Here is a 22,223-nt window from a genome sequence, read left to right on the forward strand (position 1 = left end):
GATTAGAACTTCGCGGAAGGGCGACATACGGGGATACCATTGATTTTACGGCGCGTTCATTTTCAAGCAATTAAGCGTTCGATTCCGCTTTTCATCTATGCCAAAGTTAAATTGCAGAATGGGTTAAATAGATAGATTCGGAATACCATTTTTTAATAAGTTTTATAATTTTAACAGTGATAAACTCCAATTTTGTACCCTTTCATATAGTATACATCTGTTAATAAAACATTATGAAAATCTACCTGATTATATTGCTACTCGTTTGTACTTTCTCGTGCGGCGACGCCGGGGACGCAGTTACATCTACTGACCAGGAAAACCTACAAGGATCCTGGCTCGGGCAAACAGAAAGCGTGAACGGCATCCAAAAGGATGTGTCTTTCCTGTATGTCTTCAAAGGTGATACAATTAGCTTCACAGACGAAACCGGGAAGGTGATGAAGTATTCGTTCAGGTTGGACACTACTGGTAACCCCAGATTTCTTATTCTTCGGTCAGAGGATACGCTTACTAATCCCACGCCGGTGAGTGTCGGTTATGAGCTGAACGGAGATTCGCTGAAGATTGTAGTCGCACCTCCTGGTTTGCGCCCAACGGAAATATCAGACAAAAACAATCAGGAGTTGATTAGCTGCAAGCGAAAGGGATTCTGAAAGGCTTAGACCTTTTAATGATATCATCAGCGCCAAAAAAGCTAACGATCCTTTGCGATATCGGGCAACATTTTACGGTCGGCTTTATGATGTGGAATCCGGCATTAAAACATTTCCACTCCAAAAAGACTGTGGAAAAACAAGCCGCACTTCCGTCGGATATTTCCTTGGCAAAAAGGTGAGTCGAACCGATATTTTTTTAAGACATCATTTATTCAAAAATTAGGCGATGGTGGAAACGTTGGCTAGCGACACATGAGAAAGTGCCCATTTACCATGCCTTCAACTGATATATCCTTGACGAAATCGTTGAATCGTCCCAGTATTTATTTAGCATCTCTTATTCAAAAATTCAGCCGACCGTGCAAATGAATAAATGTTTAACACCCTGGAAAATTCTATGAAGAAATTTGGAAAATCACCAAAATTGTCTAATTTTATTTAACAATACCCCGAATGTTGACGCCCCAATAATTGTGTAACAGATATCCCAAACATTCCGGTTACTTTTTTTTTTAGCCGTCCCTTTATTGATTTCCCGGTTTTCATTTTAGCGATAGAGAAAAGTTACGAAGCTTGGTTTATTTACACATCGAGTTATCTAACAGCCCACGGTAATGTGGCCTATACTATACAAATCGCTTGCATGGCAAGCGAATAAATATCCTCACACCCCAAACTACCTAACTTATGTTCGATAACACTGTATTGAATATAGTGATAAGCCTGTTGCTGATTTTCCTGATGTACAGCCTTTTTGCCACCGCACTACAGGAAGCTATCAGTGTAATACTGCAACGCCGATCGGATATGCTTTTCCATAGTATTAAGGTGATGTTATCCAATACCCCCGACCGGCGATTCCCTTATCTGCTGCTGATCTTAGATAACCTGGGACTTCACCGTTTTACGGGGTGGCTTGCGGGTAGCTGGACGAAGATTTTCAAGAAACAAAAGTCAGCAGCCATAATGGCTAAACGGATGGACGGCAGAAATACGAAACGCGATAACCACCTGGCAGCCACTATTTGCCTATATGACGAGCTGTATGACCATCCCATTATTAAGAACTTCGGGCAGAACGATCTCTTTCAGAAACCCAGTTATATCTCTGATGCAATATTTTCAACCGTGATCATCGACCTGCTAAAGAATCTGGAGAAGGGCAACCAGGATATGGCGGCCACCATGCCACTGGTAAAGGCTGCCTTTGATAAAAACAAAGCTAAAATTGATACCGAGGTAGCACAGATATTCAACCTGCATTTTAATGAAGCTGCCGGCGACCTCGACGTATTCAGGCATCGGTTGCAGAAGTGGTACAATGAATCGCAGGACAGGGTAACGGGTTGGTATAAGCGGAACACACAAAACTGGCTGTTTGCCATCGGATTGGCCCTTGCAGTGAGTTTTAATATTGATACGGTGGAGATAACGTACTTCCTCTCTCAAAATCCGACAGTGGCGGCCCAACTGGCAGATATTGGCGAAGCAGTGGCAAAAGATTCGTCGAAGAACGGGATAAAAGTGCTTACGCAAGGCGAGGTCGATACGCTGAAGATGGAGATAAAGGAAGTGAATACACTGTTAGGGCTGGGCTGGGGCAACTATGGCGAGAACGATTCGGCTTTTGCTGCACATATGAAAGACACGAAGTTTGGATGGTTGGCGAGGAACATTCCCTATTTCGGCAAAAAGAACGTAAAACGTCAGCAACTGCTAGCTATCGGTGACGCAGGACTGCTACCACCGGCGCTGTTCAAAGATCATCAGTTTTATATGATCAGGAATTATATATGGTATAAAACTACCTGGACCAAATTGGCTGGTTTTCTGATCACCGCCATCGCCATTGGCCTTGGTGCCCCGTTTTGGTTCGACCTGCTGAACAAATTTGTGCAAATACGCACGGCAGGTAAAACGCCCGCAGCTACTACACCCACTAATACTAACTCCTTAATCGACGGATGATGCTCACAGTAAAAATAAAAAGCCCATTTACATCCGTAAGGGTCCGGGTGTTAGCTATGAGGCTATTGGCGTAATCTATCCTAGTGGTAACGACGTCGGTATGGAAGGCGTCGAAACGGGCGAAACACTGAAGGGTATAAATGAATGGCTATATAAAACGAATGATAAAGGAGAAAAACAATATTACTGGCGCGGAGGTTCAGGCGATACAGAGGCCGTTTTCCAATGGGGCATACAGGCCCTCGGAGTGGATCAGGTTTGGGCGCGGGGCATCAAGGGCGAAAAAGTAAAAGTAGCGATTATTGACACGGGAATTGATCTCAATAATCCCTTTTTAAGCCACGCTGTTGTGGACGGGTTTAATGTGTTGACCGGGCAAAACTACGCGAGCAACCCTCTTTGCATTCAGGATACGTATGGTCATGGTAGCAGTTGCGCCAGTATTCTTGCAGGTAGTCACCAGGGCATGCATCCCGGTATTGCTCCCGCGTGCGAATTGATCGTTATCAAAGTGGCGGATGACGAAGACGACCGGATGTTGAAAAAAATTTACCTGCAGCCATTAATAAGGCCGCGGCACTTGGGGCCGAAGTGATTACTATCTGCTGCGGCATAAAAGCTTCTACCCCAAATGTAGATGCGGTGATTCAAAATATTTGGCATAAACACATTTTTGTTGCGGCAGCCGGTAATAAAGCATCTGGAGTGGACAGTCCTGCTAATTTAAAGGGCATGATTTCAGTCGGTGCCATTACACTGGAAGGCGGAGATAGCGGGTATAAGACCGGTAATTATGGTATTCCTTCACAACATCCTAAAGGAAAATCTCTTGGAGAAGGCATTACCATCATGGCGCCCGGTGCAGGCATTAAGGCTTATTGGCAAAATAATGTATCGCAGTATTTTGATGGCACATCTGCAGCCACACCTTTTGTAGCCGGAGTAGTTGCGCTGTTACTTTCCGATTTAAAACACCGACAAATATCTACCTCCTCACTATCTCTACATAGCCATATTAGGCAGAAACTTATCACCACCGCATTCCAGACCAACGCATCGGGCGACCGCAAATTATGGGGTAACGGTATACTGGACGCCAGGAAATTCGTAATAGATTAACCAATATAAAATTACGCTCCATGAAAAAGAAATACCTTCTATTAACGCTGCTGTTCTTTTCTTTACATGCAGCAGGGCAAGAGATAAAAATTGACCTGTCTAAAGGGAAAGAATTTACGCAAACGATCTCTCCACAATCCTTCTCGTCCATCATTTTGCAGAACACTTTAGTCGATGGCAAATATGTAGTTAAAGTGATTAAAGAAATTGTTCCATTTTCACCCCGGCCTTACCCAGTTTTAGTAGCATTACGTCCCGACCGGCGTGCAAGTTAATTGAAGATGCGATGACCGAGTTGGATGGCGAAGAAAAGGAAGCTAATATACCTGCAAAAGTTTTCGCACTCAAAAAGATAATTGACAAAACCAAGTCTTCAGACAGTTGCGAAAGCGCCATATCAAAGGCACTTGCCTCCATCGCAAAAACGGAACAAAATGTTCCCTTAATAACAGCCATCTCACTTGAAAAAGGACAGAAAGTGACTATTACAGTCAAAAGAGATGATGAAGAATGGAAATACGAACTCCTCTGCCCCACCCCGGAGCGCTTTAAAGTATACTTCGGCTTTACCTACGTGCCGGATGCACTTACGAAGTTCGATAACTATTATTCCAAAGAAGATACCGGCAGTACTTACCTCATCACCAAATCCCGCCGCGAAAGAAATACCTTACGTAACATATCGCCTACCGTAATGGTAACTTATCATTTCTATAAAAAATGGAACAACCGATTAAGTTTGGTATTACGGCCGGCTTCTCTTACAACCTGGAAAACTTCAGTTCCTTAATTGGTCCCAGTATTACTATTGGCGACTTCATATCGCTAAACACTGGCATTGCCCTTGCTCAGAAAGATATGCTGAAAGGAAAATACAATGCGGGCGACAAGATTTCTGAGAACCTCGATTTTGACCAACTGCATACTAAAACATGGACATACGACCTCTTCTTTTCAATAGGCTTAAGGTTCGAGGGTCTTTTTAAGAAGGTAGACGAAAAGGAAAAAACGACGTCGAAATAGAAAGTCGTGTCGGGATTTCCGCGATGACAAGTGAGAAGGCGGCTGCGGCAAATGTCCCTATTGCCATACGGCCGGACCCTTGGTAGCAGCACTCATGGTATCCATCTCCCCCATTTGAACATAGGGTAGAGCCTGAGCGATTTGAGATTAGCCCAATCCGTCTGCCCTGGCGCCAACATCCCAAGGAGTGATAATAAAAATGCAGGTATCATATAATTAGGATTTATTGACAAGTTACGGCTTTTACTAACGCAGTGCCATTAGTGGTTATTGCACTGTATTAATGGCATTAATCTTATGGCACGTGTCAATACAAAAAATTGGTAAGGAGGCACTAAGTCCTCCTTACCCTGTTATAATAAAGCCTCCGGCCACCAATAGCGTCCCCAGATTTTTTATTCCCAATATGTCAAAGAACTAAAAAAACAACTATCGCTCCAACACAGCCTTCAAAGCATCTTCCGACGGTAAAACAAGGCTGTATTTTGAAGCAAATAAATGCGCGCTCTCCTCCAGCACACTATACTTCACGATCGTCTGATCCTTCTCCTTACAGAGAATGATGCCGAGCGTCGGCAGGTCATCCGCGCCCCTTTTGAGCGCTTCGAACATGCGTACGTACATGTCCATCTGACCAATATCCTGGTGCGTGAGTGCCGCAATCTTCAGGTCGATGAGCACAAAGCATTTGAGGATGTAATGATAAAAGACCAGGTCGATGAAAAAGACTTTCGTCTCGGTCCGGATCCGGTACTGTCGGGCTACGAAGCTAAAGCCGGTACCGAGTTCCAGCAAAAATGACTGGATATTAAGGATGATCGCGGATTCTACATCGCTTTCAGAATAGACGGCAGCTTCATCCAGCCCTAAAAATTCCAGCACGTAAGGATCCTTCAATAAACCGGGCTGCATCCTTTCGAAGTACCGGCTGCTGATGTTCCGTTCGAGTTGCCGTACGGTCCACGACTGGCGCAGGGTTTCCTCCAGGTAAAAACTACGGGCCCCCTCGTTGGATACGCTGATGAGTGCGCGGTAATGGCTCCATGTCAATTCGGGCCTTAGTGCGTCCCGATTCGGGAACGTGAGATAAAACTGCCGGATCCGGCGGAGGTCTCGCTCGGGATAGCGATTTTCAAGGGCGTCGGACAACGCTTTTAGCAATTCGTCCGGGCGCCCACGCTCCTCCTGCACGATGCGCCGGCCAGCTTCCCAATACATATGGACATTACGCTTCGGCGCCAGCAGCAGCTCCCGCATACCCGGGAGAAACCGCTTACGCATATCCCGGCCGTTTAAACTCCTCGTACCGGTTAGGCCAGTGCGACCAGTGGCTGTTTGGACTGCACTCCGGCTTATAGTAGTCCGGATCACCGGTTACGATCACGCCGGCCAACATTGGCCATGTTTCGTAGCTGCCGGGGGCGTTTTGCCTGCGCGCCATGTCGTTAATGAGCACATTCAGGAGCGCGGCTTTGGTTTCGAGACTTTGGCCGGTGGTATCCAGCACACTTCTGAAATCCCGGGCCAGCGACAATACGCCCTGCGCATCCAACTGTAACACGTAATCGAGTTCATACGATTTGTGGTACCAGTTGTCCAGCACCAGTATCCTTTCCATTTCTTTTGGCAGATACTGGAATAACTCCCCTGGGCGTAGCGCGGAACGTTTGCGGATGTGCGGATACCAGTTGCCGCATGGCTTCCACCAGCGAAAAGCGGCGGCTATGTTCCGGTTGGATGCCGGCTTTCAGGTAGTCCGTCAGCTGCTGCGAAAGCGGAAGCCGTTTGTTCCTTACTTTCCAGTACTGTGCGTTCTCTTTCAGCCACCATCCGCTGGCGGTGTCTTTGAAGGAACTGTCTGTCATCAATAGCACCTCGTAAGCGGCTTCGTAACCGGTGATGCAATTGCCGTAGTAGAACAACTGCAGCAGCAGCTCACAATCAGCTACATCGAACACCAGTCGTTCGAATACTACCGCCCACCGCCCGTTAGGGTGCCGGAAGAGGTTCAGCCGGCTGTCTACCAGGAAGGTATCGTGGGTACGAAGTGATACAAATTGATCATAACCAAATTCAGGGTAGTTTTCAAGTGTATCAATGATCCCATTTACTGTTAACATGTTTCAAAAATTTTAAAGGTTAATCGAATTGAATTTTTGCGGAAGTTTTGTTGCCGGGAATATCCATGGCGATCACCTGTACCGATGCGGCCGTGTTTTGCTGACATTCGTACAGCCAGGCCTGTTCTTCTTCCTGATAAATGGCCAGCCCCGTTTCTAACTGCTTATTAGCCGTATCGTACACGATGACTTTTACCGCATCTACACGCACATTGTCCGTGGCTTCGATCAGCAGACTGGCTAATTGCCGTTTGCCGGTAAAGTGAATGGCTTCGATAACAGGACCATGTTGGTAATCCATGACGGCCGTGCGGTGAACACTGCTGCGCCGGTGACTACAGGACTCGTAGAATTCCCGGAGCCTTTTATCCCGCCGGACGTTCGTGGCGTATATCACCGCATTCTTTACCCGGAGTTTTACGCCCTCCCCGGTTAATGCGGGAGGCGCGGCTTTGTGCATCGTATACTGAGGATGCCAGGGTTCACCATTCCAGGTGAACAGGGGTAGATTTGATTTGTGGTTTTTCATTACGTAGGATTTTATGCAAAAGTCACGTTTCGAAATTCATCTACCTTGTCATACAGGTTCAATCTATACGCACAAATGTTGACGCCTTCGTTTTTTGGCAGAATTACCAGCTTTCCTTATTTTCGGCCACAGATTTTCAGCCTTCCGTTTCAGCGATGATTCATCACCAAAATCATCGATATGTTTTTTACGCCCTCCCCAAAGACTGCGGAAATCACAACAGTTGAGCATATCCCCTGCCCCCATCCTTACCACCGGATGATCAAGATGGCCGACGTATCCATTATCAGTGGCGGATTTGGAAGAATACTCCAACAGTCCGAAAAAGGTGCGCAATACCTGCTGACCAAACACTGTTTTGAACTGGACCAGCCCATCGAACTGCATGTACCTGCAACGCAACCAGGCATCGTACTTACCTATACGCTCGAGGGACATCTCGACATGGAACATAGCCTGCTCGGCCTGCTGCAACATCAATGCGATACAGGCTTTCTTTATTACTTACCTGCGGGTGATCATTATCTGCAGGTTCCGCCGGGTGCCTGTACCGTACTTAAACTGCACATCAACCTTGACCTGCTGCAACTGGTATGTCATGGTCACCCGGAAATGGACGGCATCCTGGAATATGCCCAGGGGGCAGATATCACGGATTGGACGATACGCAACGTGAAATCTAACAAGAAGACTAAAAACCTCATCAACAAAATCACGCAAAGCACTAAACGGGGAGGAAGCCGGATTTTACACCTTGACCAGCGTATACAGGAGTTGCTGATAGAATATGTGGAAGCCTGCAAGAAAAAAGCTCCGAAACCGCGCCGTGGTTATAAGGTGTATGAAGATCACAAAATGAAACTCAGACATACGGCGGATTCAATGGGAGAACTGGCATTCCTGATGCTGCCACTGAAAGAACTTCAGTGCAGGACCGGTATCCCGTTCCGTAATCTCATTGTTGCCCTGAGAGACTTATACAAAAAGGGAAGAAAAGAGTACAGAACCGAGGTACAACTAAGAAAAGCCCGTGAACTACTACTAACAACCGATAAGAGCATCCAGCAAATTGCCCATGAAGTGCATTATGAAGAAAGCTCTTCTTTAAGCCGTGCTTTCCGTAACCAGTTTGGCTGTACACCCGAACAATACCGGCAACAAAAATCATTATAAAACCGCCCTCCCGGCGCATGCCTGGGAGAGCGGCCGTTATAAACCTTACGCTGCGATATCAAGCGTTCCCTCGTTACCGGGAAGGTCTTTTGCCACAGCACGCAGGGTGGTGCCGGCTAAGACTTCGGCTGTGAGCGCGGTCGTGTAAGTCCACTTCTCGCGGTTCACGGAGTTAGGCGTTGCCTCGCCCTCTTCCAGCACTTCGCCACCGGCGGAAAGGATGCTGACCTTCAGCGATGCGACCCGGAAGTCGTCTTTCGCCAAGACGGAGACAACGTTATCCGCCAGCGAGATCTTTTTCACCACCGGGGCGTTGAAGTAGTCACTTACTGCCATGTTATAGGCGCTTTTGCCTTTGGGCGCGGCTTTACGATACTCTGCCTTCAGCTCCTCTGATTCCAGTGCTTCCGTAGCGTAGGATGCAGCGTCAGAAAACTTGCTACGATGCTTCGTTTGTTCCTCGGTGGGCTGCCGGTTCGGGTCCATCACCGGTTTGGCAGATACCACTGTATCATCGCCAAACTGGCGGTATGTTAACTGGTCGCCCAACGTACCGGACGCACCTTTCAAAAAGAGATTGTTTTTAATTTTCGCCATATAAAAATTTGATTTAAGTCAAGAAATGTTATTTAAAAAAGGTGTTAATTGCCGGGAGGAAAACAACCGGTGTCGCTCCTCACCGGTTGTTTGAGCGAAGCCTTTCCGGCGATCAACAAAACAAAGGTAAGGTTGAAAAAAGGCGGTTTGGGGTGCAAAGGACCGAAGCTGCATAAACGTGGTTCCCAAACCCCCATTTTTGAGTCCGAATGATGCATCCATCTGCCCAAACTCTTTACCAGAAAGGAATACAACTCGTATTAATTATCTAAAAATGCATATGAAGCAGAAAGCCAAAGTCTTTTTATTCGAGAGAATAACCTTTTGAAACAAATAGACACCTCTCCAGTAGTTGTGATCGAAGGTTGCCGGAAATTTGTAAAACTTCATGCCCCCGGCCGGCAATACTTGATCCCCATTACGATGGACCGGGCTATCGACGCCTTGGGCTCAGAAAAATTTTTCCGTATCAGTCGGTCATATGCAGTATCGTTGCCTGACATTGTTTCTATCGACCTCGATGTAGTTTCCATAGCGGGCATGGACATTCCGCTGGCGAAGCCCTATTACAAAAAGTTGCTCGCGAGGGTGTATGTTTTAAACAATGCATTGTAAAAGATTTTTTTTTGCAGAAGGTATATGGATCTTATATAGATCCTATATGGGTGCTGTTGACGATGGCGGGTTTTAGAAGATTAGCTTATAGGATCTGTAGAGGATCCTTATAGGGTCAATAATATTTCAGCGAGAACAAGGTTAAGACGGATTTTGGGCCGATATGGACGGGGCGATTTTTGCTGGTTATTTCCGAGTACTCGTTTCACTTAAGCAAATCAATTACTGCATAAACATTTATTCCAATTAAAATTATAGACAATATTACTAGCATTAAAATCTTACGATTTAAAATATCGGAAGGATTGATCAATGCCTTTAGAGGATTTTCAGGATCATAGAAAACACTTACTATTTCTCCAATACTTGGTTTTCGTAAATCGAAGTTATCAGATACAATAGTATACTCTTTATTATCTTCCTCTACCTTAAACACAACAACTGAAGCATACATATCAAATTCACCAGGATCAACCCTAACATTAAAATCAACTACGATCCCTGTTGTCTTCGTTGCTATTCTTCTTTGTCGAATTATTTTAAAAACTTCCCGTGCGTTTACAATAATTATCTTTTTTATCATAATGCCGCTAACAACAACAGTAAAAAGCCAATAGAATATATCCTCCATAATTAAAAACCAAATTTTGTTTTCATTCCTTCTACAAACTGAGGGCTAAGGTAACGCTTTACATATCAATAGGTCACGTATCTGCTGTCGTGCCCGGGAAAAGCAATTGCTTTACCCAGGTTTGGCAGCCTGTTTAATCTGGCGATTGTAACATATTCTGTTTACAGCTTAAGCACCATTTACCGCACTTTCAAGACTTTTAAATACCCCACCTTACCCGATTTCCTCCTGGTTTCCACAAAATTCATCCCGCCCGGTAATCCCGACATATCGATGCCGGTTTTCTGCTGCCTGGCTGTATTATTCACTTCCAGTAATTTTGCTCCCGAATAAGTGAATACAGTAATCGTGGCAAGCAGATCACCCCCGCTTTCATCGTCGACATAAAGCATTGTGCTCATAGGATTATGATGCCAGCGGTAACCATTGCGGACAGGCTGTAATTCGGGCGTTGATAAAAATTGCACAAGTTCAATCCGGGAAAGAAGAACAATCAACCGCAAAATATCTCACTACAACCTGGATATGATTATTTCGGTTGGTACAGGGTAAATTCAACCCGAGACACGCAATTTCGCATATAGGCGAATAAAACTCTAAAGGAACACTTACTAAAAGATATGCGCTGAACGAAAATCGGTTAGTCGAGCAAAACCTACAGTTCGAAGCGCTAAGAAAAGCGTATGTATTATAAAAGATAGATATTATCATTTAATCAAATCAAAAAATCAGCTCGCGATCAACAACAAAACCACAAAACACCAAATGATCCTCAAAAGATATAAATGAGTATATCAGCTATCCTCCGAAAACCTGAGAAATTTCGGAGCATTAATGCATCAATGGATTGACCAATTCCCTAAAACTCGTCTGGCGACTTTCTGTAGTTACCTGTTGAAACTGTATCCTATCTATTAAATAACGCCTTTTGCTACCTTTGTTCCTTATTGCGAAACAATAAATACTTAACTTAAAGTAACAAGAAATGGAAATAGTGATTGATATTCGAAAATTCAGCGCGACTTTCAAAATTAACGACGAACTAGTATTCCGGGGCGACACCTCTACTAAAAGATGGCGTTACCGCTGGCAACTGTTTGACGCCAAAGATCAAATAGTTACAACAATAAGATTTAAACCATCTTTCATATCCTTCGGATTAAATACCGTATACTTAATGAACATAAACAACGAAGATATAATATTAGATATAAAAGGATACAAACCACACGCTAAGATTGTAATAAATAATGATCTATATCTGGCCGTAGTTCACAAAGGAAATAAAATGTCATTTTTCAAAAACGACAGGCAGTTCGCCAGCCTGGAGCAGCGTGCTATAAATTTAGGCCTAATAACAAAAACGATTGCAACCACCGACGATGATGCCGACATTACCATACTAGCCGCCTTAATTTATGCAATAACATGCACATACGATGCAATTCGCAATAGCAGTGCGCAAGTGAATTTCGGGTACATTGGCCCTGAATTCAGAAAAATAGCTAATGAATGGATCCCGAATCTTAAATAGCTTAGGCTGCAAATGTATTTACCGGTGCCCCTGGTTTGAGACCCCATATTTTTCGCAGCAGTTTATTAACGTCCTTTCAATTCCCCGTTAAATTAGAAAGAGAATAACATCATACTCTTTCCATCTAATAATATTTTACAACTTTCTCCCGAAATTCCAGCCCGGCTGCCACGACATAAAACACTACTTCATCCTCATTCATCAACTGAAAAACCGAATTCCCTATTTCAACCCTATGTTTTAGATTAATTTCATCAGCCAATGACGAATCTGCCAACTTAATTATTTCTTTTTGCGTATTGACGCTCCAGGACGCATTACATATAATAGCAAACACGTTCTTAAACTTAATCTCAAACTTATGATAATAAGTAAGGTCGTCGCTCATCCCAATAACGAGCTCGTTGTTACTATAACTATAAATCGACATATCTAAAAAAACAAATTCCCGTGCAGTCTTATTAATTAACGTAATAATATTTTCCATGGTGTTTTTTCAGTTTCCACTCACGTATAGCCCAATTCGACCAATCCAATACCCCTCACGCCCCCTTCCTCGTCATAAATTGCCCAATGCCGCAGAATCCTTTTCGCCAGCTTCCAACACTCTAAACAAGGAGGGTATAGTTGTTCTATACTCGATATCAACAGGCGTCTTAATAACCATAGAGTCACATGATGACAGAGCCACGCCAAGCATCGCAATTATGCACACTCCTATTTTTTCCTTTACAACATTCATTCTATCTCTTGTTTTTGGATTTTATTATATTTCATCAAAACGTCCGATATCCTTAAAACTTCTTGATTGTAATAGTCTGTATTCGCCTCAGCCCCTTTATAATTTGATGCTCCGATTAGGATTTATACGGTGACCACAGCAATATGCACCTGACGAAAAGCATTTTAAAGGTAGAAAAACACGCCTGTCCGTGGTCTATTGCAGCAATAAAAAGATCCTTCAGCTCGGTCAACAACCTATTAACTTCCTGATCTTTAAACCTGATATCAAAGACGCCGCTGCTCACTATTATTTTCAATTTATCAACACCTACAATACAATCATCCTCTCCAATATCGATATTTACCTCAGCAAGGTGATTTAAGTTATAGAAGAAACTACAATCCCATAGTTCATGAACTTGTTTGTCCGTCAGGGAAAATTGAATAACATCTTTCCCGAAAGGTGCGTCTGTATACATAGCATTAAGTGCTTCGCTATTTTTAGGCACTACAATTATCTTATTTCCCATATCTGGCTGGATTTATTACTAAAGTGTATAGCTTGGCGATGTGCCGTGGATCTCTAAGCTTTGGTCAACTTACACTCGTAAATACTATTGCTAACGTTCTCAGCTAATAGCGAAGCATTACTTGTTACAATAAATCCAGAGATATGATAACTTATCCCATCATAGTCGATGATATCACCTATGATCGGCGGTCTTTTATCCCGGGAATAAAATTGTTGCAATAGTACCTACTGATAGATAAGTATCGATTTTCATAACTTTTACTTCTCGACGTTTCATTACTTTTCGCTTTTCGATCTTAAGCAGATTTATCCACGCTTTTTCTCCGGCCCAATCCTATCCCCGATTCTTCACGCAACCTTAGCTTAGCTGATTTTCAAAACAATTTTATGTTCCAGTTATGAGGAAACACTTTTCGATGTAGCCACTTAACACACATCTTTTTAGCCTTTCCAGGATGTTATTTAATTAGGAAGCCAACACGTTTTCTCCTTCACTAGAATTTATCTTTTCGCTAAAATTTGGGCATCTTGCGAGCAACAAATGGCTTACTCGTTGCTGGATATCTGACTGACAAATCTACGTAAATAGCAGCTAAATTCGTCAACAGAAGTCCCTTCACGCCGCCATCATACCTTGTATCATAAAATGAAGTGCTCCCGACATTGGTCAGACGAACTTCATTTTATCAAAAGACCATGCCGATGTTAGCGCATACCGCCGGATACAGCGATATTTTCGCCGTAATCCATGACGCATACTCCGATGCGAGGAACACCACTGCCGGTGCGATTTCCGCAGGTTGTCCGAAACGCCCATTGGTGTCGCGGCAATCATGGCCGCTTCAATAAGACTACCGGCCAATCGAAGGGAGCGGAAGCCCTCGGTGTGTTTTAGTCAAACGTACCGTTCTTATTCCATAGACTACCTGGTGGGCAAAACAAACCTGGTACTCGATCAGGCTACCCTTAAAAGACTGGAAGATATTAATGCACTAACACCGGATGCCAAAACTTATGTACTTGAACACATCGATATGATGATCAGGGATTTTAAAACAAAACTGCTTATAGTAAATAAAAAAGCGTAGGCCATTTGGCCCACGCTAACGACTAACGTTAAATACATTTATAGAAAAAGTATGTTATTCCGTTAAAGCATAGAATCAATCTTGTCCAAAAACTGACTTCCAACATCATCAAAATAATTCGCCGGGATAAAAAACTCATTAACTACATTATTCCCAAATTCAATCCAAATCATCCGCTGTCTTTGTTTTACAGGCTCATCGATAAGAATCATACCTATTTTATCTCTAAAGCTATATTCGCCAATCTCATCAAGCCAGAACATATTTGAATACTCGCTCATTCTATAATACAATTCTATACCTTTAAAACTACCATCAAAAAAACCCAAGTACAATAAATGAAATAAATCTTCCTTGGCCATTAGTTCAGACCCTTCATACAAACGGTTATTTTTATTCTTTAGAAAATCCGAAAGATAACTTGATACTATTGTCAAAGTCGATATCTCATCTAAATTTCCCACTTTATTATTATTTACCCAAAAGCAAAAATATCCATACAAATACGGAGCGTGATAACTATCGACATCCCACTGTAACGCAAATATCTCTTTATTACCAACAAAATTCATTCTGAAAAATTTATTAATCAATGTTTTTTAACCTTTCTTTGGCATATTCAGAAAGATTCCTAATACCATCCCCCTCATCGCTTCTTCCAGCTGGTGAGAATGCGCCAGGATAAACTTTCCCCGTTGCATCATGCCAATCAGTTTTGACAAACTCCTCAAGACCATCCAGGTCAATTGCTACAATAGGTTTATTACCTGCAAATTGATAAGGGGTGTACCACGGATAAGATTGAAACAACGGATCCGTAGATAAAAAACGTGCTAATCTTGCATCATAAATCCTAAAACCGTAGTCGTACTGTATGCCATCCCCCTTCACCTCACCATCATTCTCCTTCCCATTAAACCCATACCTATACGCCTTAAAATCATGCCCCCTGCCCCGCTGCGGCATACCGAACGGATAGTAATCTGAAGCACTCAGCACGTTCCCATCGTCCGCCACTGTCGCCAGCACGTTACCAAGGTGGTTTGTCAACTCGTAATACCGCTTTACCGACGTATACCACGGTGTTTCAATATCTGTCGTATTCGCATCGATATCTACGTTCCAGACACCCAGGCGACTGCTGCCGTAAAGGTGCTGCTCTTTCCATTTTAACGGGGAGTTGCCCTCCTGTTCGTATACGGCGAGCACATTACCCTGTGCGTCCCGTACGTACCAGGTTTTTATGACAGCACTGCCTTTGGTATGGATTTTACAGACACGGTTGCCGGATGCATCGTATTTGTATAGCAAAGAACTTCCGTCGGTTTTCTGGATAGACTTGATCTTTCCGTACACCGTCCATTGGATGGAAGATACGCCATTTTCCGAGATCGATCAGGCGCTAGCAGTATCTTATCCACTATCACAATAATGCCACATAATCATTTAGAACGGCATCCTTAAGACGTGAACACGAGAAAAAATCATAGCAGATACACGGGGTGCAAAGGCTAGTCACAACAGACATTACAGACAGGTGGCGTGTCTTGCCTAATTATCGGAACGCATAAACGCAGAAAGCAGCACAGTCAATGGACGTGATCAAGAAGATCACTAAACTACTTGGCAGACCTGTCGATTACCTGCTTCTTGAGATCAGCGATAACAACGTTCTTAAGAACCGATCTATACTTCATTGCCTCAATGGCCTAACAAACCTCCCGGCAATGACAGGCATTGTGTCCTTCGTCCATCTATGGATTGCAGCGAATCCAAGAACTAAAGGCTTTTGCTAGTGAATAGAAAACCCGGCGCAAAAGCACCAGGTTTTCTAATTTTTGAGCTATTTAATTAAGTTAGAGAGTTCTTTACTTACCATCTTCAACCATTGCATTGCATCAGCGGGGCTTACAAAATATCTATTAGCTTCATCGCTGACACTCTGCCAATGTAAATCAATGTTTGTCAATAGTGCTGAAAGCTCATCACAACTATCCTTTAACATTTTAATTCCATCAGTACTTTTATTATTTTCTGACACAAATAATCTGATCGCTTCTACATCCGACATCCCTAAAAGGTCAGCATCCGCAAAGTAAGCCGGAAAAAACTCAGCCAAATTGGGGTAATCTTCTACAAAACTCATAATTATTAATTTTTGGGATATGCAGTATGAATATGATACCCCCTCCTTCTAATTTCTTAAGAATAACAGTTGCGTTGTTAACATCTCTAACTGCAGTTTCGCCTTGCATAACACTTCGTCCAATAACTTCGGACCCAGTGAATGGTAGCTTAAGCGTATTACTTCTTCCACTAGTAAGCCAGGCGGCTATCCTCGATTGATTAGATTCTATAGTCCTCGACACAACAGATTCCGCGACGTTTAGGTTCGTAAAGCTACTAGAAGCTGCTATTCTTCGTTCATTTTGTAAACGGGTCAGTAGCCGGTATCCGTTTTGCCAACATGTTTCGCAATAGTATGGCCTAAACGCTCACCTTCATGAAGTCGTAACCATCCAGCAGCCCTTGTAGTATTTGTGGCTCGAATGCTTGCGAGCATCCTCACAGATGGTGGCCCGGCACCCATATCAGGGGAGTTCCCATAATAGGTAACGGCATACCGGTTGCATAACCATTCTTATCAATCATTTCTCGAGAAAAATGTAGTCCGGCTTCCGGCGGGAGTTGGTAGTCAAGAGACCCAATAGTGCGTGGCTCTAAAAATAGATGCTCGACAAAAGATCTCGGTAATGCAACCTGACCGTTTTTGAAATCAAGATTTGCAATTGCCTCACGATGTTTTGCATTCATTTGGTCGGAGATCACCTGCCCACTGGGATGACACTTTGCAGCGGTAAGCACAACCATATTCTCAAGTAGCTTCCTCGCATGCATCTTATCAAGAGTCTGACCAACAGTTGGCTTATTAATTGCGGAGACTCTTTCAAGGCCATCTAAATCGATATTAGAGACTGGTTCATTTTCTGCAAAGGCATAAGTGCTGTTCCACGGGTAATCAATTGCAATCGGATCCACACTCAAAAACCTCCCCAACCTCGCATCATACACCCTCATCCCATAATCCTGCTGCCCTCCATCACCCTTACCAACCTCATTATCATTCTCCTTCCCATTAAACCCATAACGATAAGAACTCAAACTCACACTCCTTCCACGCTGCGCCATCCCAAACGGGTAATAGTCTGTTGCACTTATTAAATCTCCATCGTCAAATACCGTGGCTAGTACGTTGCCTAAATGGTTTGTTAACTCATAATTCCTTTTCCTGCCGCCATACCACGCAAGATCATAGTCAGTAACACTCGCGTCCACATCCGGCTTCCAAAGCCCGACTCTACTACTACCATAGTTATGCTGCTCTTTCCATTTGATAGGACCGTCGCCTATCTGCTCATACACAGCCAGCACATTGCCCTGTGCATCGCGCACATACCAGGTCTTCGTAGCGACCCCACCGACAGTATATGTCTTACAAATCCGATTGCCAGAGGCATCATACTTATATTGCAAAGAACTTCCGTCGGTCTTCTGAATTCCCTTAATCTTACCGTATACAGTCCAGCCAATGGAAGATACACCATTTTCCGAAATCAGGTTCCCAATTTTATCATATTGGTAATCCCCGGGGTCTGGCTTCCGAGGTCGCGAATTTCACCACTAGTATATACAGCGCCCGCTGTATCGAAAACATAGTTTAAGCGGTTATTACTCAGAAAACCGTTATCTAAGTTATAATTATACCTCAAACGATCAATCGGCGCACCCGTTTCACCCCGTCTTACATAGCTCAGAATGTTCCCGTTCGCATCGTATTTAACATCCTCTCCATACAATGAATCTGCATCACCAGCTGTCCACGTATTCGAATGAATAGGGTGCTGACGCATCCCCGTCAGTCGGTTCAACTGATCGTAACGGTAACTGTAGCCGACTGGCAAGTCATTATTCAGACTTTTTATCCCAACGATGCTACGGCTGATATTACCATTATACAGGTTACGACCAGTCGGGCCCGCTTGTTGCCACTGATGTGTCAACGCGGCATTTGCACCAATTGCGGTGTAGTCGCCGGTGAAGTAGTCCAGGCTGTAAGACATCGCGTCTCTCAAAACCGGACTATTTCCATTACCATCTCCACCAATATCGGCCCCGAGGACATTTCCGTTCACGGCTTTGATCCACCCTTGCAAGGTATATGCATAATCGAGCCCCTGGATTTTCTGATGACCAAGCTCCGTGCGGGCGAGCGGACCGTGAAGATAGTACTGATAGGAAGCCTCCTGCTTTGTTACCGGCAGGTCCCAGGTATTTCCTGCATTAAGGCCAGTTTCAGCAGCTATAAGCCTGTTCTCGCCGTCATAGTTATACTTGTAAAAAATGCTTTTGGCAGTACTGTTAAACATTGGCGCATAACGCACCATATTTACCTTTCCGCTGGCGAGGTCAAACTTATAGTCAATTTTACGTAATGAACTCAATCCCTCCAGTTGTTGCCAAAGTGTCTTCACGTTCCCAATCTGGTCGTAGCTATAGTAGGTAGCCTGCAATACATCGCCACCTGCTACATCCTGGTAAGTCGTTGCTGCAACACGCTTGCGCAAATTATCCTGGGTACCGTTAAAGGTTGGATATTGAGAATCGTAGACCGTGGATGTAATCTGCGATTCCGATCCATTTGATTCCAGGGCGAAGGCAGTCGTTACACTGCGGGGTACGAAGCCATTGGCACCTGGATGGGTACCAACGTTACTTTTCTCTCCCACTGCGATTATACGCCCTTGCGCATCGTACCGGGTAAAACTGTATCGATTAGCTGCACCGCCACCAGTCGGCGCGAACTGCTCAGCATTCTGCGAGGCAAACAGGCGCCCGAGTTTATCAAACCAAAACTTGCTTTCTCCCGCATCCGGCGTCTTCTGCTGCACCACCTGCCCCAATGAGGTAAACGCATAACTCGTCGCCATCCGATGTCCGGGAAACACCAAAGGATTCTGCTGCTCTGTACCCGTCGGGTTCGACGGTGTTACAGTACCACCAGCCGGTGTGTTAAAACGGCTCCACAATTGCAACGGCGCTCCGTTCACCACAGCCAGGCTATCATAATAAACCGGCGCAATCGCCATACATATCTCACTTGCATTCGCGACTATTTCCTCGTTGCGCAGTTGCCTGTTATACATACGCATATGCTTCAGTAATGCCAGGTTCTCCGGCAACACCTCTATTGTGCCATTCATATCCACCTGCCAGTTGCAACTTCCCTTCGGCGCGTTAGGAGCAAATAAACACAAGGCACCATTTACGTATACCTGCATGGTTTTACCGGCGATCTGCTCGCCTTGCAACACCACATGTACCCACTCACGCAATGGCAATACAGGCGCTAAATCCACACGGGTATGATTAGATGCTTCTACCGAAGCGCCACCGCCAGACAGGCGTTTTAGTGTATAGATATCGGCGCTGAGGTAGCGGCCGTCAACACAGATGTTTACCAGGTATTTGCCGTCCGGGCTGGCTATCAGTTGGCGGGCAGCCCCGAAGTCGCCGTTAAGCCACATTTCAATAGCTCCGTTACTGGCGGCCAGCGTTTGCGCCATTTTAGCCAAGGCAGCGGTCTTGTCCGTATTTGAGCAGGACCGTTGTAATTACAATCCACATTCGGCAATTGCTGGCTTTTCACCGCCTGCTGCACCGCCACATCATCAAGCAGCTGTACCCCTTCAGGAGGGATCGTACGCACCAGGTTTCCTGCCTGGTCGTAGTAGTACAAGGTATAGTGGTACGTTTGCTCCTTCGCACTCAGCGACACTTTCGCCTGGTTGTTACCACAGAATGTTACGTAATTACGACGGAATTCTTCCTTCACTTCATTGATGTAAGCTAGGTATTGCTGACGACCGCTGTTTATCGCATTACTCATCAGGTCCAATACGCAGCCGTAGGGATCAATATCCACGTTGCCAAAAGCCGGCACGTTACACAGCATTTCAACTGCGTTGTTATTGGATTGTACCCGCTCACGATAAGTGATATAATCATTGTAACCAAGTGTAAAGCCCCAGCGATGGTTCAGGTAATTCGTGGCAATCTGCCCGAAGTTGGCGTCCGTTGTTGTGGGTGCAATGGCCAACAGGTCATTCCAGGCCGCGTTAAAAATGGCGGCGTTTACACAGCCTTTGCTTACTGTATCCATGAACACAGGCATGTACATCGGCTTTTCGAGCAAATAACGACAGTTGCCGCAGCTTTTTTCCAACATGGCCACTTCGGCGGCCGTGAGACGCAGCTGCTCTTTACCGTATTTGAACGACAAATACTGGAAGAACGTAAGACCCGGTGCTGCAGCCACGTGTTCAGACTTTAGCGTGGCCAGTTTCGCACAAATTTTCGGATCGGACGTAACCAGCTGCTGATCTGCCATCTGGGGACGCACATTGTAAGGATAGGGAGATTCCAGCAACCACGGATTACATTTCATGGTAAAGCTGCTGATGCCCAACACCCGCTTGATAGCCGCCTCAAAGCTGGCATCATTCAACGCGCTGTAGGTACCCTCAGGCAGGGTGCTGGCGCCATCCGGATGATTCTTGTCGCCGCCGGCCACGCACACGCTGATTAAGGCGGCCCGGAGCGCGATCCGCTTAGTAGCAGCGTCGGGCATTTCACTGATGCAGGGCTCCATTAATTCCATCCAGCGATCAGCCTGGGCTTCACAGGAACCAGCAATCGCTTCGGTAAGCTGGAAGTTCAATTCCGCCTCCAACGCCGCCCTGTCTGTAGGCGGTGAGATTGTCCTGGAGATACGTGATATTTTCGTTTTATAGATATTCGGGCACAACGTTACCGTTCCGTTACCGGTACAGGTAATCCGTTTTATGAATTGTTCCGTTGGAGCATTTATTTCGTAAACCATGGGCGGATCACTGCCATTGATGGTCACAGAATACTCCTGCGCGGAAGCATTGTTAGCTGTGTAAATCGTAACAGATACTCCCGCCGGAATTGCGCTGCCCAGGTAACCTACATAGTATTGCCAGCTGGTACCACCTTCCGGGATCGATGAGTTCAGATCCAGGACAAAGTCATTTTTACTGATCGTTGAACAGAAATCCCCGGTAGGCGTACCCGGATCCGTATAGGAACAGGTAAAGCTGTGCACTCCGAGTTTATACACACCTTCAAACGAAAACTCTTCCTGCTGGTTAAAGTGATTGAACTTCGGCCGGGCCACTTCACCGCCATGCGGCATTTCCCTCAGCACAACCACCACCTCACCACCTTCAGGGATGTTGCCGTTGTACCGAACTGTTGTCAAATAGCCTGTTTCACCGCCGCCCAGTGCGATACTTTCCACCACGAAGTTATCCTTCGTTACTGTTGTACAAAAGTCACTTGCGGCAGTGGCTGTAATGGCTGCAACTGTATTTACCGGCGCCCCGTTGCAGGAAACCAGATCAATATGAATGGCATTAAGCGGTGTATTGTCTTTTACACAGATATAGGCGTTACCGCTGCCGCCACCAGTCGTAACATAAGGCGTATTGGACGCGTCATTATAAGGCGCCGAATAAGCAAAATGGATATAGAGATTCTGGGAGATCTTTCCACCCTGATATACCACCTGCACACTTTTATACCCTTCACCACAAGTTGCATGGCTATCGGGATCCTCTTTAAACAGGAAATCACCCGGCTTCGGACACTGATTAAAAGAAGGTTGTGCCGTGCCAATTTTACAGGAAGTTGCACAGGCAGACTCCATCACGTGCTGATAATATCGGGCCTTTACATCCATGTACAGATCGCGGTACAACTGCCATTCCCTGTCAGGAATACGACAAGCGTCAGCAGGCGTACAACTGTTCCACGGATCGTCTGTCAACGG

At 45.0% G+C, this 22,223-nt stretch carries 27 protein-coding genes; 11 read left to right on the top strand and 16 right to left on the bottom strand.

What is annotated here, in order from left to right:
• Positions 1-233 precede the first annotated feature (233 nt).
• The 7 genes from MKQ70_RS14830 to MKQ70_RS14855 all read left to right on the top strand — a co-directional run bounded on the left by MKQ70_RS14830 (position 234) and on the right by MKQ70_RS14855 (position 4,769).
• Positions 234-656, top strand: a complete 423-nt coding sequence (locus MKQ70_RS14830; RefSeq protein WP_248072248.1) for a TIGR03067 domain-containing protein — start codon at positions 234-236, stop codon at positions 654-656.
• 690 nt (positions 657-1,346) lie between these two features.
• Positions 1,347-2,627, top strand: a complete 1,281-nt coding sequence (locus tag MKQ70_RS14835; protein ID WP_248072249.1) for a hypothetical protein — start codon at positions 1,347-1,349, stop codon at positions 2,625-2,627.
• 100 nt (positions 2,628-2,727) lie between these two features.
• The gene (locus MKQ70_RS38500) at positions 2,728-3,222 is read left to right on the top strand and encodes a S8/S53 family peptidase (RefSeq protein WP_282456522.1); all 495 of its coding nucleotides are present in this window, start codon (positions 2,728-2,730) and stop codon (positions 3,220-3,222) included.
• Complete coding sequence (locus MKQ70_RS38505) at positions 3,219-3,746, top strand: S8 family serine peptidase (RefSeq protein WP_308199030.1); 528 nt, start codon at positions 3,219-3,221, stop codon at positions 3,744-3,746. The genes MKQ70_RS38500 and MKQ70_RS38505 overlap by 4 nt, the downstream gene beginning before the upstream one ends.
• A gap of 20 nt (positions 3,747-3,766) precedes the next feature.
• The gene (locus MKQ70_RS14845; protein ID WP_248072250.1) at positions 3,767-4,021 is read left to right on the top strand and encodes a hypothetical protein; all 255 of its coding nucleotides are present in this window, start codon (positions 3,767-3,769) and stop codon (positions 4,019-4,021) included.
• Positions 4,022-4,032: 11 nt separating this feature from the next.
• Positions 4,033-4,536, top strand: coding sequence for a hypothetical protein (locus MKQ70_RS14850; protein ID WP_248072251.1), 504 nt, complete (start codon positions 4,033-4,035; stop codon positions 4,534-4,536).
• On the top strand, positions 4,467-4,769 hold the full coding sequence (locus MKQ70_RS14855) for a hypothetical protein (protein ID WP_248072252.1): 303 nt from the start codon (positions 4,467-4,469) through the stop codon (positions 4,767-4,769). Before MKQ70_RS14850 ends, MKQ70_RS14855 begins: the two co-directional genes overlap by 70 nt.
• Positions 4,770-5,198: 429 nt before the next feature.
• Here the strand turns inward: MKQ70_RS14855 and MKQ70_RS14860 are convergent, their stop codons facing one another.
• From MKQ70_RS14860 to MKQ70_RS14875, 4 genes are read right to left on the bottom strand one after another with little or no spacing between them, the layout of a single operon-like run.
• Positions 5,199-6,050, bottom strand: coding sequence for a PDDEXK nuclease domain-containing protein (locus MKQ70_RS14860; protein ID WP_248072253.1), 852 nt, complete (start codon positions 6,048-6,050; stop codon positions 5,199-5,201).
• Positions 6,043-6,387 carry a DUF7003 family protein gene (locus MKQ70_RS14865; RefSeq protein WP_248072254.1) on the bottom strand — a complete coding sequence of 115 codons (345 nt, stop codon included), beginning with the start codon at positions 6,385-6,387 and terminating at the stop codon, positions 6,043-6,045. The genes MKQ70_RS14860 and MKQ70_RS14865 overlap by 8 nt, the downstream gene beginning before the upstream one ends.
• Positions 6,341-6,889: a DUF7003 family protein gene (locus tag MKQ70_RS14870; protein WP_248072255.1), complete on the bottom strand. Its 549-nt coding sequence runs from the start codon at positions 6,887-6,889 to the stop codon at positions 6,341-6,343. The genes MKQ70_RS14865 and MKQ70_RS14870 overlap by 47 nt, the downstream gene beginning before the upstream one ends.
• 19 nt (positions 6,890-6,908) lie before the next feature.
• Positions 6,909-7,418, bottom strand: coding sequence for a hypothetical protein (locus tag MKQ70_RS14875; RefSeq protein WP_248072256.1), 510 nt, complete (start codon positions 7,416-7,418; stop codon positions 6,909-6,911).
• 180 nt (positions 7,419-7,598) lie between these two features.
• Between MKQ70_RS14875 and MKQ70_RS14880 the strand changes: the two genes are divergently transcribed.
• Entirely contained in the window at positions 7,599-8,591 is a 993-nt protein-coding gene (locus MKQ70_RS14880) for a helix-turn-helix transcriptional regulator (RefSeq protein WP_248072257.1), read from the top strand.
• A gap of 45 nt (positions 8,592-8,636) precedes the next feature.
• On the opposite strand, the gene MKQ70_RS14885 is transcribed toward MKQ70_RS14880, so the two are convergent.
• Positions 8,637-9,188 carry a hypothetical protein gene (locus MKQ70_RS14885; protein WP_248072258.1) on the bottom strand — a complete coding sequence of 184 codons (552 nt, stop codon included), beginning with the start codon at positions 9,186-9,188 and terminating at the stop codon, positions 8,637-8,639.
• A 324-nt stretch (positions 9,189-9,512) separates the two neighbouring features.
• Between MKQ70_RS14885 and MKQ70_RS14890 the strand changes: the two genes are divergently transcribed.
• Positions 9,513-9,803: a LytTR family DNA-binding domain-containing protein gene (locus tag MKQ70_RS14890; protein ID WP_248072259.1), complete on the top strand. Its 291-nt coding sequence runs from the start codon at positions 9,513-9,515 to the stop codon at positions 9,801-9,803.
• A gap of 205 nt (positions 9,804-10,008) precedes the next feature.
• On the opposite strand, the gene MKQ70_RS14895 is transcribed toward MKQ70_RS14890, so the two are convergent.
• Entirely contained in the window at positions 10,009-10,434 is a 426-nt protein-coding gene (locus MKQ70_RS14895) for a DUF3592 domain-containing protein (RefSeq protein ID WP_248072260.1), read from the bottom strand.
• Positions 10,435-10,613: 179 nt separating this feature from the next.
• Complete coding sequence (locus MKQ70_RS14900) at positions 10,614-10,931, bottom strand: T9SS type A sorting domain-containing protein (protein ID WP_248072261.1); 318 nt, start codon at positions 10,929-10,931, stop codon at positions 10,614-10,616.
• Positions 10,932-11,419: 488 nt separating this feature from the next.
• On the opposite strand from MKQ70_RS14900, the gene MKQ70_RS14905 reads away from it, so the two are divergent.
• Positions 11,420-11,968, top strand: coding sequence for a hypothetical protein (locus MKQ70_RS14905; RefSeq protein ID WP_248072262.1), 549 nt, complete (start codon positions 11,420-11,422; stop codon positions 11,966-11,968).
• 124 nt (positions 11,969-12,092) lie between these two features.
• Here the strand turns inward: MKQ70_RS14905 and MKQ70_RS14910 are convergent, their stop codons facing one another.
• Together MKQ70_RS14910 and MKQ70_RS14915 are read right to left on the bottom strand one after the other, a co-directional pair.
• The gene (locus tag MKQ70_RS14910; RefSeq protein WP_248072263.1) at positions 12,093-12,455 is read right to left on the bottom strand and encodes a hypothetical protein; all 363 of its coding nucleotides are present in this window, start codon (positions 12,453-12,455) and stop codon (positions 12,093-12,095) included.
• Between the two features lie 370 nt (positions 12,456-12,825).
• The gene (locus tag MKQ70_RS14915; protein WP_248072264.1) at positions 12,826-13,221 is read right to left on the bottom strand and encodes a hypothetical protein; all 396 of its coding nucleotides are present in this window, start codon (positions 13,219-13,221) and stop codon (positions 12,826-12,828) included.
• A gap of 931 nt (positions 13,222-14,152) precedes the next feature.
• On the opposite strand from MKQ70_RS14915, the gene MKQ70_RS14920 reads away from it, so the two are divergent.
• Entirely contained in the window at positions 14,153-14,311 is a 159-nt protein-coding gene (locus tag MKQ70_RS14920) for a hypothetical protein (protein ID WP_248072265.1), read from the top strand.
• A gap of 62 nt (positions 14,312-14,373) precedes the next feature.
• Here the strand turns inward: MKQ70_RS14920 and MKQ70_RS14925 are convergent, their stop codons facing one another.
• The 7 genes from MKQ70_RS14925 to MKQ70_RS14950 form a co-directional block, all read right to left on the bottom strand.
• Positions 14,374-14,883 (bottom strand): Imm42 family immunity protein, encoded by a 510-nt coding sequence (locus MKQ70_RS14925; RefSeq protein ID WP_248072266.1) that lies wholly within the window; start codon positions 14,881-14,883, stop codon positions 14,374-14,376.
• A gap of 13 nt (positions 14,884-14,896) precedes the next feature.
• Positions 14,897-15,667 carry an RHS repeat domain-containing protein gene (locus tag MKQ70_RS41260; protein ID WP_248072267.1) on the bottom strand — a complete coding sequence of 257 codons (771 nt, stop codon included), beginning with the start codon at positions 15,665-15,667 and terminating at the stop codon, positions 14,897-14,899.
• 487 nt (positions 15,668-16,154) lie between these two features.
• Positions 16,155-16,457, bottom strand: a complete 303-nt coding sequence (locus MKQ70_RS14935; protein ID WP_248072268.1) for a contact-dependent growth inhibition system immunity protein — start codon at positions 16,455-16,457, stop codon at positions 16,155-16,157.
• Positions 16,423-16,755 carry an RNase A-like domain-containing protein gene (locus MKQ70_RS42250; RefSeq protein ID WP_372490116.1) on the bottom strand — a complete coding sequence of 111 codons (333 nt, stop codon included), beginning with the start codon at positions 16,753-16,755 and terminating at the stop codon, positions 16,423-16,425. The genes MKQ70_RS14935 and MKQ70_RS42250 overlap by 35 nt, the downstream gene beginning before the upstream one ends.
• A 121-nt stretch (positions 16,756-16,876) precedes the next feature.
• A complete protein-coding gene (locus MKQ70_RS14940; RefSeq protein WP_248072269.1) occupies positions 16,877-17,764 on the bottom strand; it encodes an RHS repeat domain-containing protein in 888 nt (295 codons plus the stop codon).
• 161 nt (positions 17,765-17,925) lie between these two features.
• Complete coding sequence (locus tag MKQ70_RS14945) at positions 17,926-19,935, bottom strand: hypothetical protein (protein ID WP_248072270.1); 2,010 nt, start codon at positions 19,933-19,935, stop codon at positions 17,926-17,928.
• A complete protein-coding gene (locus MKQ70_RS14950) occupies positions 19,857-22,220 on the bottom strand; it encodes a hypothetical protein (protein ID WP_248072271.1) in 2,364 nt (787 codons plus the stop codon). The genes MKQ70_RS14945 and MKQ70_RS14950 overlap by 79 nt, the downstream gene beginning before the upstream one ends.
• Positions 22,221-22,223: the final 3 nt, after the last annotated feature.

The sequence above is a fragment of the Chitinophaga sedimenti genome (genome assembly GCF_023156195.1).
Lineage (GTDB): Bacteria > Bacteroidota > Bacteroidia > Chitinophagales > Chitinophagaceae > Chitinophaga > Chitinophaga sedimenti.